The 11,347-nt window shown below is 67.2% G+C and carries 8 protein-coding genes; 3 read left to right on the top strand and 5 right to left on the bottom strand.

Going from position 1 to position 11,347, the window contains the following annotated elements; genetic code table 11:
- Positions 1 to 200: 200 nt before the first annotated feature.
- On the bottom strand, positions 201 to 551 hold the full coding sequence (locus OU800_RS23730) for an NADH:ubiquinone oxidoreductase (RefSeq protein WP_268180014.1): 351 nt from the start codon (positions 549 to 551) through the stop codon (positions 201 to 203).
- An 84-nt stretch (positions 552 to 635) separates the two neighbouring features.
- Here OU800_RS23730 and OU800_RS23725 point away from each other — a divergent pair, with 84 nt between their 5' ends.
- Together OU800_RS23725 and OU800_RS23720 are read left to right on the top strand one after the other, a co-directional pair.
- Entirely contained in the window at positions 636 to 1,613 is a 978-nt protein-coding gene (locus tag OU800_RS23725; protein WP_268180012.1) for a CobW family GTP-binding protein, read from the top strand.
- 37 nt (positions 1,614 to 1,650) lie between these two features.
- The gene (locus tag OU800_RS23720) at positions 1,651 to 2,529 is read left to right on the top strand and encodes an alpha/beta fold hydrolase (RefSeq protein WP_268180010.1); all 879 of its coding nucleotides are present in this window, start codon (positions 1,651 to 1,653) and stop codon (positions 2,527 to 2,529) included.
- Positions 2,530 to 2,533: 4 nt separating this feature from the next.
- Here OU800_RS23720 and OU800_RS23715 read toward each other — a convergent pair whose 3' ends face one another.
- Positions 2,534 to 2,929 carry a DUF3301 domain-containing protein gene (locus OU800_RS23715; RefSeq protein ID WP_268180009.1) on the bottom strand — a complete coding sequence of 132 codons (396 nt, stop codon included), beginning with the start codon at positions 2,927 to 2,929 and terminating at the stop codon, positions 2,534 to 2,536.
- A gap of 126 nt (positions 2,930 to 3,055) precedes the next feature.
- Here OU800_RS23715 and OU800_RS23710 point away from each other — a divergent pair, with 126 nt between their 5' ends.
- A complete protein-coding gene (locus OU800_RS23710) occupies positions 3,056 to 3,589 on the top strand; it encodes a TFIIB-type zinc ribbon-containing protein (protein ID WP_268180007.1) in 534 nt (177 codons plus the stop codon).
- A 141-nt stretch (positions 3,590 to 3,730) separates the two neighbouring features.
- Here OU800_RS23710 and OU800_RS23705 read toward each other — a convergent pair whose 3' ends face one another.
- From OU800_RS23705 to OU800_RS23695, 3 genes are all read right to left on the bottom strand, one after another.
- Positions 3,731 to 3,844 (bottom strand): diguanylate cyclase, encoded by a 114-nt coding sequence (locus OU800_RS23705; RefSeq protein WP_442964727.1) that lies wholly within the window; start codon positions 3,842 to 3,844, stop codon positions 3,731 to 3,733.
- 105 nt (positions 3,845 to 3,949) lie between these two features.
- Positions 3,950 to 5,602, bottom strand: coding sequence for a ShlB/FhaC/HecB family hemolysin secretion/activation protein (locus tag OU800_RS23700; protein ID WP_268180006.1), 1,653 nt, complete (start codon positions 5,600 to 5,602; stop codon positions 3,950 to 3,952).
- Positions 5,603 to 5,604: 2 nt separating this feature from the next.
- Positions 5,605 to 11,334: a two-partner secretion domain-containing protein gene (locus OU800_RS23695; protein ID WP_268180004.1), complete on the bottom strand. Its 5,730-nt coding sequence runs from the start codon at positions 11,332 to 11,334 to the stop codon at positions 5,605 to 5,607.
- Between the last annotated feature and the right edge of the window lie 13 nt (positions 11,335 to 11,347).

The following is an 11,347-nucleotide window of genomic DNA, read 5'->3' as shown; positions in this document are numbered from 1 at the left end:
GCGCGCACCGAGCAACCGTCGTGGTGGTGCGCACGGCGCACCCTACATCTCGTCCGCAGCTTGGATGCCGGGCAAAAAAATAGGCCGGAGCAACTGCCCCGGCCTTAAGCACCAAGAGATCATGCCGACGCGTGACTCGGCACGAGGGTTACATGAGGTACCCGACCGTCATTAGGCGCTCTTTGGGTGACACTTTGATGTCAGGGCTCGATCCATTTGCCCTGGTACTGGTTGGTGCAGGCCGGTTGCAGGTACGCCGCATCGCTGGCCACGCCGTAGTAGTGGATGTCCTGGCGGTACAGCCCGCTGCCAGCCTGGGCTTCCTGGCAGATGCCGTAGGCCCCTTCTGGGCAATGCTCGACAAACTCCACCTCGACCTTCTGGCCCTGTAACTGTGGTTGGCAGAAGCCTTCGCGGAACAGCGTGGCGGGGATGTTGCGGTTCTCCTGGCAGACCTTCACGTCCAGGCGCTCGGCCTGGCTGTGCACCACGCAGGCGTCGGCCAGGGCCAGGCCCGGCAGGAGAGAGAACAGCAACAGCCATGCACGCATCGTATGAGCTTCCTCGAAAATTTCCGGCGAATCTAGCATGCCGCCCCGTTGCAGTCTGTGCATTGAAGCGCCGACCATAGCGGTATGCTCAGCCAAATTCCCACCCATCTGATTGCCGGCCCCTTGGGCGCCGGCAAGACCAGCCTGATCCGTCACCTGCTGGCGCAGAAGCCTGCGGGCGAGCGTTGGGCGGTGCTGATCAACGAATTCGGTCAGATCGGCCTGGACGCTGCCTTGCTGGAGCAAGGCGATGACGGCATCACCCTGGCCGAGGTGGCCGGTGGCTGCCTGTGCTGCGTCAATGGTGCGCCGTTTCAGGTTGGCCTCGGCCGTCTGCTGCGCAAGGCCAGGCCTGATCGATTGCTGATCGAGCCCTCCGGCCTGGGCCATCCGGCGCAGTTGCTGGCGCAGTTGCGTCAGCCCCCCTGGCTCGGGGTGCTGGCCGTGCAACCGGCGTTGATGGTGCTGGACACCGCTGCGCTGGCGGCCGGTGAGTCATTGCCCGATGTGCAGCAGCAGGCGTTGGGGGAAGTGGGTCTGTTGCTGTTGAACAAGAGCGCAGGCGTGGACGAGGCGACGCGGGCGCGGATTGCTGCGCAACTGCCGCCCGTGCCGCTGTGCTGGTGCGAGCACGGCCAGCTCGACCTGGCCGCGTTGCCGGGGCTGGCGGCGCAGGCTTCGTCCGTCGAGGTGAAGGCCGAGTTACCCAGCGCCGCGCCGGGCCTGGCGCAGATCTGGCGCAACGCCGCCGAGCCGATCTGCCAGGTGCAGGCCCAGGCCGAGGGCTGGAGCATCGGCTGGCGCTGGCACCCGAGCCAGCGCTTCGACCTCGGGCAGGCCAGTCAGTGGCTGCAGACCCTGCCCTGGCGCCGGGCCAAGGCGGTGCTGCAAGGTACCGACGGCTGGCGCTCGCTCAATGCCGTACAGGGGCAGGCGCTGCAGGGCTGGAGCCCGAGCGAATGGCGCAAGGATTCGCGGCTGGAATTGATCTTCGATCAGGCGCAGGACGCCGAAGCCCTTGGCGCGGCCTTCACTGCCTGCCGAATCGCCCCGGCTGGCTGATACACTCGCCGCGCGTTCCTCGCTGTGGATACCCTTCATGCAACTGTTGCCCTGGTCTCACGCCACCTCTGCCGGTTTCACCCTGCGTGGCTGGCATACGCCGCCCTCGGGCAGGCCGCTGCTGCATTTCCTGCACGGTAACGGCTATTGCGGGCGGGTCTACACACCGATGCTGGCGCTGCTGGCCGAGGATTTCGACCTCTGGCTGTGTGATGTGCAGGGCCATGGTGACAGCGATCACGGCGGCCGCTTTCACGGCTGGAACCGCAGTGCCGAGCTGGCGGTGGAGGCCTTCGAGGCGTTGCGCGGGCCATTCGGCGCGGTGCCGCGTTTCGCTCTGGGCCACAGTTTCGGTGGGGTGCTGACCAGCCTGATCCTGGCGCGCCACCCCAAGCTGTTCCAGCGCACCGTGCTGCTCGACCCGGTGCTGTTCAGCCCGGCCATGATCGGCGTGATGGCGCTCTCGGACGTGACCGGCCTGGCGCAGCGCACGGGCCTGGCGAAGAAGGCGCGCAAACGTCGGCGGCAGTGGCCGGATCGCGCCAGCGCGCATGCCGCGCTGCACGGTCGGGGCATGTTCAAGGGCTGGGACGAGGCGGCGTTCGCTGCCTATATCGAGCACGCCTTGAAGGAGGTCGACGGTGGCGTCGAGCTCAAGTGCCGGCCGAGCCGCGAAGCGGAGATCTTCGGCTCCTTCCCGCGTCGCCTGTGGCCGTCGCTGGCCAAGGTGCGCACGCCCACCGAGGTCATTCACGGTGCGCATACTTATCCTTTCGTCGCCCGTTCGGTGGCGCGCTGGTGTGCGAGCAATCCACAGGTGCGCGGGCAGGTGGTGCCGGGTGGACATTGCTTCATGCAGGAACGGCCGGGCGACAGCGCCGAGCGCGTGGCCAACTTTCTGCTGCAGCGCGGCTGACGTTCTACTGTGCCTTGCGCCGCCAGTCCTCCAGGCGGATGACGTTGCCCTGGGGCTGCACCGATACCGGCTCGGGCTGCGGTTGCAGCACCGGGTGCGGTTCCAGCTCGATACGCCCGAAATGCGCGCCGAACATGCTGATCTGCCCACGCAGCCGCTGCTCGCCGGTGACGGTGAACTCGAAGTCGTAAAGCCGCGCCAGGCGCCGATGCCCCTTGGCGTCGCGCTCGATGGCCAGGCGGCGCAGGGCCACGGCACCGTCGAGCAGTTCCACGTCGAGCTTGGCGCAGTGCTGCTTGGCGAAGGCCAGGGCCCGCTCGCGAATGCCATGGCCGCGCCACAACCAGGCGCAGGCGGCGGCGAAGAGCATCAACAGGAAGACATCGAACAGGCTGATCATGGTGACTCCGGCTCCGGGAGGCAGAGCTTAGCCTATCTGCCTCACAGTTCTCAGCATAGCCACTTGCCCGGCCGTCGGCTCTGCACTAGCGTTTGCACACTCAACACTGAAAAGGATGTCAGCATCATGCATTGCCCCGCCTGCCGTACCACGCGCCTGCAACCGGCCAAGCTCGAAGATGGCCTGCTCGGCCATGGTTGCCCGCAATGCGCAGGTACCCTGGTCAGCCTGCTGCATTACCGCGACTGGGCCGAACGCCAGCCCGAACAGGAAAACCCGTCGGCGTTGACGGCCGAGGAGGTCGTCAGCGAAACCAGCCATGCCCTGAGCTGCCCCAAGTGTGCCAAGCTGATGAGCAAGTTCCAGATCAGCGGCACCCGCGCCAACCGCCTCGATCTGTGCGGTAGCTGCGACGAGGCCTGGCTGGACAGTGGTGAGTGGCAACTGCTCAAGGCCCTGGAGCTGAGCCAGCGCATGCCGGCGATCTTCACCGAGGCCTGGCAGCGCCAGGTGCGTCAGCAGGCCAGCGAACAGGCACGGCGTGAGCGTTTCAGCCGCATCGCCGGCGAAGAGGCCATCGCCCGCGCCGACGACATTCGCGCCTGGCTCAAGGATCATCCGCAGCGGCGCGAGCTGCTGTTCTACATCGGTCACGACTGAGGGCGTTTCATCCGCGCCGCCTCAGGTCGCGCGCATCAGACCATCGCGGCCCGCGACCTTGGCGGTGCAGAGCGCCGCGCTGCAGCAACTGCTCCAGGGTTTCGCCGGGCGCCACTCGGCCAGGCCGATGCGGGCGAACAGTTAGGTCGCGTGCGCCTGCTGCCTGCAGAGCTGGCTGAATTCGCGCAGTACCGCGTCGCCAGTGGTATGACCGTGGCGGTCGTTGATCTGTTTGAAGTGATCCAGATCGAGCATCGCCAGGCACAGTGGCAGGGCGATCCCGGCATTTTTTGCCGGCGCCTTGCAGTGCTGTCTCGATGGTCAGCCTTTTTCCTCGCTCAGCGCCTGATCAGGCTGCGCTCAGAACGCTCGCACCACCTGCGCCCAGACCCGTGGCGTGCGTGACACGTCGCTTTCGGCATCGGCATTGCCGAGACGCCAGGCGGCGACGGTGCTGATCTGCCAGCCGTTGCTCGCCCACTGGGCACCGAGGCCGGCCCCCGAAAGGCTGCGGTGGTTGTCATCCACAGTCCAGGCGTCCTTGTTCAGGCGCACCTCGCCGTGGTCGACGAAGGTGGATAGCTGCCAGGCCGCGGTGAGGGCGTAGCGCAGCTCGACGTTGGCCAGCCAGCCCTGGTCACCGGAGGCCTCGCCCTGAGGATAGGCGCGCACACCGTAGGCGCCGCCCAGATAGAGTTTTTCCGCGCTGTCCAAGTTGCCATCGGCCCACTGGCCCTGGAGTTGGGTGTAGAGACTGAAGCGATCGCTCAGGCGCTGCAGGCGTACCAGGCTCGGATTGAGCTTGTGAAAGCGGCCGCGGGTGCCGGCAGTGGCGTCGTCGGTGCGTTGGGCCTGGGCGCCGTCGAGGGTCAGGCTGCCCTGGCTCCAGCCGAGGGCGAAGCTGTTGAGCCCGCCGCCGAGCAGGTCGTCACGGCTGTTGCCGTTGAGGGTGAGGGTCACGACGCGGGCATGCTTGTCGCTCTTCTCGCCGAACAGGTCGATATCGTCCTTCAGGCGCTTGTCGTCGTACTGCAGTTGGCCGAACAGGCTGAAGTTGCGCGAGCGCACCAGCGGTTGGATGGCGTAGACGCTGGCGATACGTGCATTGCCGTGCGCGCGTAGATCCTCGAAGTCCTGGCCCAGCTCGTAGTCCATGTCCGAATAGGCGGCGCCGAACTGGGTGGACCAGGGGCCGAGCGGCAACTGGTAGGCCACGCGGCCATAGCGCTGATCCTCGTCGCTGCCCATCGCGCGCAGGCTGAGGCGGTCGCCGAGGTTGAGCGGGTTGTTCAGGTTCAGCGTGCCACCCAGACGGTACTGGCCGACGAAGCGGTTGCCGTAGTTGTCCATGTCCACCGATCCGCTGACCAGCGGAGCCCGTTGCAGATCCACCAGCAGGTCGGTGGTGCCGGTGCTGGCACCGGGGCGCAGGGTCGATTTGACCTCCACGCCGGGCGTATCGCTTAGCAGGAGCAGGCTGCGTTCCAGCGGCTGGCTTTGCACGGCGTCGCCGCGCTGCAGTGCCGACAACGGCGCTAGGGCGCTGCCACCCAGGCCGAGGGTGTTATCGACGTGGATCTCCCCGTAGCGCCCTTCCAGCACGCTAATCTTCACCACTCCGTCTTCGATCTCCTGGGCGGGCAGGTAGGCGCGTGCCAGCGGATAGCCCTGTTCGCGGTAACGGCGGGTGATGCGGTTGGCGGCTGCCTGCAACTGGCCAACGCTCAGTTCCTGGCCCGGCAGATCGGCCAGCAGGCCCAGCAGCTCCTCGCTGCTCAGCGCACTGTTGCCTTCCAGGATGAAGCCATTGACCTGCAGGCGCGGGCCGGCGTCGGCCGCCGGGTCGGCGGGTGTGTCCGGCAGGTTGAGTGGCAGGGACTGTCGAGGTTCGAGCTGCAGGGGCTGCCGGTCGAGGCCCTGTTGCACCTGACCGGCATCCGGTGCGGTGGCGGCAGCGACGGACAGGCTCAGCAGGGAGGCGGCGAGGCCGCCCAGCACGGGGATCGAACGCATCTTCAGATTCCTTCGGGAAGACGAATGCCGTCATTGAGAATATTGAGCTGTGGAGCGTAAGTGGCCGGTGCGAAGAGTGCCGGTGTCACCATCACCAGCGGCCTGTCGTTATCGCTGGCGGACTGCTTGGCGGCCAACTGTGCAGAAGCCACGCGCGGATCGATGGTATTGCTGCTGTTGTTGGGCAAGGTGCCGATAACGCTGAGCTGGCCATCGACGTAGGTGATGTCGTAGTTGCTCAGGCCGCTGCCTTGGGCGTTGCTGGCGACGATGGCATAGCTACCGGCTGTGGCCTCGGCAGCGGCGCCGCTGCTGGCCAGGTTGACGTTGCTGACCTGGTCGCCCGCCACCAGCCCGGCGGTGCTGAAGCCGCTGAGAATCGCCACTTGGCCGGCGGTCTTGCTGGCATTGCTGGCGGTGATGGTCAGGGCTGCCTTGTCAATGGTCAGGGTGCCGGCGAGCATCTCGATGTCATAGCCGAACTGGCTGGAATACAGGCCCCCGAGGCGCAAGTTATTTCCACTGTAGGTACCGGCGTTGGCACTGTTGGCGGTGTAGACGGCGCTGCCGGAAACCAGGGCCGGGTCGTAGCCGATGGGGAACACCAGGGTGCCGGTGCTGCTGGTGGCGGTGCCGTCGTAGGTCTTGCTGGCGTTGCCAGCACTGACGCTGAGGGCGGTCATGAAGCTGCGCAGCAGCGGCGCACTGTGCCCCTCGTACATCCGCCAGGTGGCGCCGGTGCCGCCAGCGTCGTCGATGCTCCAGCCTGCTGCCACGAAGGGCGCCAGGCTGGTGAGCTGGGCGCTGGTCAGCCCCGACACGCCCGTGGCGTTGCCGGCCCCGACGCCCTGGGCCAGGCCGCTGGTGGTGGTGTTCCAGAAGCTGCCGGTTACGGTGCCGACATTGCTGCCCACCAGGCCGCCGGCTGCGCCGACGCTGGAACTGGCCGTGCCCGTGGAGTAGACACGCAGCAGGCTGCCGTCGTTGAACCCCACCAGGCCGCCTGCCGTGGCACTGCCCTGGGCGCTGCCGGTGGCGTAGCTGTCGCGGATGGTGCCGGTGCTGGCGTTGCTGCCCGCCAGGCCGCCGCCATTGAGGCCGCCACTGGCGCTGCCCGTGGACAGCGACTCGCTGAGGATCCCGGCGTTGGTGCCGACCAGGGCGCCGACATTGCCCGTGCCGGTGACGCTGGTGTCGCTGCTGACCCGCTCGATTACACCGACCGATGCGTTGTAGCCCACCAGTGCACCGGCGTAGGTACCGCCGGCCACGCTGCCACCTACGAGGGTGAGGTTGCCGACGTAGCCGGCGTTGTAGCCGAACAGGCCGCTGTAGGTACTGCCGGGGCGGTTGATGGCCAGGCCGCTGATGCGGTGCCCTTGCCCGTCGAGCCGGCCGGTGAAGGGGTTGGCGAGGCTGCCGATGGAGAGGAAACCGGTGCCGCTGTTCCACAACGCGCTGCTGGAGGCGTCGATGTCGCTCGCCAGGACGAAGTGGCTGCCCGCCAGGCTGGTGGAAGCCAGACCCTGCAGGCCGTAGACATCGGCGATGCGGTACGGCGTGGCGACACTGCCGTCGCCGCCCAGGGCGCGTACGAAGGTGGCGCTGGGGCTGAGGCGGAAGTCGCTGACGCTGAAGCTGGGCAGGCTGGCGCCTACCTGGCTCCAGGTGCCGCCAGTGAAATTCAGCACGCCGATGTTGATGCCGCCGTTGCTGGTCACGGTGCCGGCGGCGGACAGGGTCAGGCTGCCGTTGGCAGCGCCTATGCCATTCCCCAGTACGACGTTGCCGCCATTGCTGGTGCTGAGGGTCAGCCCGGCGGCATCGCCCCAGGTCAGGCGGTCGGCCACGTCGAGGTTGCCACCCGCCGATAGCTGACGGGTGCCGCTGACACTGAAGGCGCCGCCACTGTCGAGGCTCAGCAGGCCGCCGGAACCGAGCTCGGTGTCCAGGCTGTAACTGGCGGCGCTGGCGACCAGATAGAGGCCGTAGGCGCTGCTGGTGAGGGTGGCGAAGTCGCTGGACGAGAGGAAGGCGAGGTCGGTGTCGGCGTAGCTACCCCGGGCGGCCAGATAGCGATTGCGGGTTGCCGAGAGGCTGCCTTGGCCGGTGACCAGGCGCGCTGCGGAGCCATAGACATCCAGCCCCTGGACGCCGTTGGTGCCGATCACGTCGCCAAAGGCGGCACCGGTGTCGGCGTTGCCGTCCAGGTAGACGATGGCGCCGTTCCCATCCAGGCCGCTGGCGTCGCTGAGGATGTAGTAGTAGCCGTCCGCCCCACTGCTGCCGCTGCCGATGGCCATGCCGCCGGACACGGCAGTCAGGGTTGCGCCGGCCAGGGCGGTGCTGCCGGCATTGCTGAAGGCCTTGCCGCTGATGGCGATGGGCGTGGTGTTGTAGCGCCAGGTGAAGTACGGGTAGAGGTTGGTGCCGGTGCCCCAGAGGGGCGACGAGAAGCCGGAAGGCAGCCCGCCCTGGAGCTGTGCGGTGGTGCGCCCGGTCATGCCGCCCGCCAACCCGCCTGCAGTGCCTTGAAGCTGGCCACTGGTCTGGGTGTTCCAGTAGGCGTTGCTGATGGCGCCATTGGCGCCGTTGTTGTAGCCGACGAACCCGCCTGTCTGGCTGCCACCGGCGACGTAGCCGGTGGAGTAGCTGTTGGCGATGGTGCCGTTGACGAAATTGACCCCGGCGAAGCCGCCGATGTTGCTGGCGGAGCCCTGGCCGATCACCGCGCCGATGGCGTAGGAGTCGGTGATGCTGCCTTCGTTGTGGCCGACGAAGCCGCCGACCGGCCCCGACGACGCCCTCACCGTGCCGGTGGCGTAGGACTGGCTGATGGAGCCGCCATCGCCGCTGTAGCCGTTGGCGCCCACCAGGCCGCCGACATAGCCGAGGTTTGCGCTCGTGTTGGTGCCGGTGACGTTACCGGTGGCATAGGAGCGGGTGATGCTGCCGCCGTTGACGTTGAAGCCGACCAGGCCACCGACCTGGTAGCCGGCTCCGGTGACATTGCCGGTGGCGGAGGCATCGGCGATGGCGCCGCCGTCGTTGGTGCCCACCAGCCCGCCGGTGTTGGCTTCGCTGGTACTGGTGCCGCTGACCGTGGTGCTGGCCGATGCGTTGCCGAGGGTGCCGCCCAGCATGTAGCCGACCAGGGCACCGACGCCGTCGTTGCCGGTGACACTGCCGCCCAGCAGTTTCACGTTGGCCAGGGTCGCATTGGCGGTGTAGCCGAACAGGCCGACATAGTTAGTGGCCGTCCGGTTGATGGCCAGGCCGCTGATGCTGTGGCCCTGCCCATTGAAGCTGCCGGTGAACTGCTGTGCGTCGCTGCCGATCGGACGCAAGCCCGACGCGCCCCACACCTCGCCGTAGTAGCCGCCGTTGGCGGCCATGGCGCTGGTCAGGCTCAGGTCGGTGCCCAGGCGGTAGTTGGCTGTCAGATCCAGCCCCATCAGTTGCAGGGCGTGGGGGGTAAAGATGGTCGTGGAGTATTCGTTGCGCAGCATCGGCCGGGTATCGCCTTCAAATATCACCCACATGTTGGTGAAGTCGAAGCCGGTGTAGGCCGACTGATTGCGCACAGCGCTGGTCAGACCGGTGCCGCCGCCCAGGGAGCTGGACTGGCCGGTGCTGTTGATGTCCCAGTAGCTGGTGTTGACGGTGATGGTGGGCAGGAAGCCGCCGCCGATCAGGCCGCCCGTGGTGGTGTAGCCGGTAACCTTGCCGCTGGCGTAGGTGTTGGTCAGCGTCGCGCTGGAGATCACCTCGCCCAGCAGCCCGCCCGCAAACGCACTGGTGTTGCTGACCGTGGCGGTGACCGAGCCGGTGGCATAGGAGTCGGCCATGGCAATGCTCTGCACGCTGCCCGCCAGCCCGCCCACCACGGTCAAGCCGGTCACGTCGGCGGCAGAGGACGAGTAGCGGATGATGCCGTTGTTCACCGTGCCGGCCAGGCCGCCGACGAAGGCCCCGGAACCGGAAACGCTGCCGGTCATGTGGACGTTGCTGAGGGTGCCGCCGAGGGTGGCGGCGATACCGCCGACGTTCATCTGGCCGGTGATGCGGGCGTTCGACAGGGTCAGATCACGGACGTTGCCGCTCACGGTGCGGAACAGCCCGACGTCGCTCTCCAGCCCACGGTTGATGGTCAGCTTGTCGATGCTATGGCCAAGGCCGGCGAAGTTGGTGCTCGCCCCGTCCAGCGGGTTGAAGCCGGCGCCGCCATTCCAGCCCGCGGTGGCGCTGGCGTCGATGTCGTTACCCAGGGCGTAGAAGCCCGTGCTGGTGATGTTCTGCAACGCGCCGATGTCATGGATCAGGGTATAGCCGGTGCCCGCCAGACTGAGGCTGGCATTGCTGCCGGACAGGGTCACGCGGGCGCCCTTGTTCAGGCTGTAGCTGCCGCTGTAGGACATGGACAGCCCGGCGTTGTTGCCGGTGGCGGTGATGTCCTTGTTGATGATGATGCTGCCGGCGGCGTTGAGCGCCAGCACGGTGTTGGCGCTCCAGCTGATAGGCGCGTCCACGGTGATGTTGCCGGCCTGGCTGCCGCCGACGCCGGTGGTCACCGTCACCCCGGTGCTGGCCAGGGCGTTGGTGAGGGTGGTGACGTTGAGCACGCTGTCATTGGCGTTGCCGTTGAAGCCGCCCATGCCGGAGCTGGGGGCGTTGGAAATGGTCACGTTGTAGGGGTCGATCAGCCACTCGCCGGTCTTGCCCTTGGGCGCCAGGGTGGTGACCTTCACGTCATCGGCGATCTGCACGTGGGCACCGCTGGTCTCGATGAAACCGCCGTTGCCACCGTTGGGGGCGCTGGCATCGAGGGTACCGGCCACCTTGACCACGCCGCCGTCGAAGTCGCCCATGAGCATGATCTTGCCGTCCTTCTGGCCCAGGGTGCGGGCCTCGATGACGCCGGTGTTGTTGACCACGGTCTTGAGCAGCGCATCGCCTGCGTCGGCGGTGAGCAGCACCTTGCCGCCATCGGCGCGGATCAGCTTGTGGTTCTCCACTAGCGCATCCGCCGCCGCCTCGTCCACCTGCACCTTGAGCAGGCCATCGCCGGCGAAGTCCAGGGTCATGGCATTGCCGGCCGCCAGGGTGACCGAGCCCTGGTTGGCGACGACCACGCCATTGTTGCTTACCGTGCCGCCGAGCAGCGCCACTGCCCCCCCGTCGGCCTGGATGCTGCCCTCATTGACCACGGCGGCAGGGCTGCCGTCACCCTTGAAGCGGTAATGGCCCCGGTCGAAGTCCTCGACCGCAATATCCAGGCTCGACGCGACCAGACCGCCGACGTTGACGCTGGCGCTCTCGCCGAACAGCACGCCGTTGGGGTTGACCAGGAACACGCGGCCGTTGGCATCGAGCTGGCCCATGATCTTCGAGCCATCGCTGCCCACCACGCGGTTGAGGGCAATGGCGTCGCTGCCGGGCTGATTGAAGGTCACCTTGTTGCCGGCACCGATATCGAAGCTCTGCCAGTCGATGGCCAGCTTGGTGCTGGACTGGTCGATGACCATCTGCTGGCCGTTGGGCTGGTTGATCGTGCCGCTACCGGACACCACCTGGCCTCCCGTGGGCAGGTCAGCGGCGGCTGCCGGGCCGGCCAGCAGCAGGCTGGCCGCCAGCACAGCCCCGGCGCCTTTGCCGCGTCGCCGGGCATGCTCGTCAGCGACGCTCCAGGCGCCATTGCAAGGGTTCCAGACGAGAGCGTAGGCACGGTTCATGACAGCCTTCCTG

The sequence above is a fragment of the Pseudomonas sp. GOM7 genome (assembly GCF_026723825.1).
Lineage (GTDB): Bacteria > Pseudomonadota > Gammaproteobacteria > Pseudomonadales > Pseudomonadaceae > Aquipseudomonas.
This window is presented reverse-complemented; position numbering and strand designations above follow the sequence as displayed.

Bases quoted from the DNA above. Each gene is read 5' to 3' on its own strand.
- OU800_RS23730 (WP_268180014.1), bottom strand. From the start codon at position 551: ATGCGTGCATGGCTGTTGCTGTTCTCTCTCCTGCCGGGCCTGGCCCTG.
- OU800_RS23700 (WP_268180006.1), bottom strand. From the start codon at position 5,602: ATGCGTTCGATCCCCGTGCTGGGCGGCCTCGCCGCCTCCCTGCTGAGC.
- OU800_RS23725 (WP_268180012.1), top strand. From the start codon at position 636: ATGCTCAGCCAAATTCCCACCCATCTGATTGCCGGCCCCTTGGGCGCC.
- OU800_RS23705 (WP_442964727.1), bottom strand. From the start codon at position 3,844: ATGCTCGATCTGGATCACTTCAAACAGATCAACGACCGCCACGGTCAT.
- OU800_RS23710 (WP_268180007.1), top strand. From the start codon at position 3,056: ATGCATTGCCCCGCCTGCCGTACCACGCGCCTGCAACCGGCCAAGCTC.
- OU800_RS23720 (WP_268180010.1), top strand. From the start codon at position 1,651: ATGCAACTGTTGCCCTGGTCTCACGCCACCTCTGCCGGTTTCACCCTG.
- OU800_RS23695 (WP_268180004.1), bottom strand. From the start codon at position 11,334: ATGAACCGTGCCTACGCTCTCGTCTGGAACCCTTGCAATGGCGCCTGG.
- OU800_RS23715 (WP_268180009.1), bottom strand. From the start codon at position 2,929: ATGATCAGCCTGTTCGATGTCTTCCTGTTGATGCTCTTCGCCGCCGCC.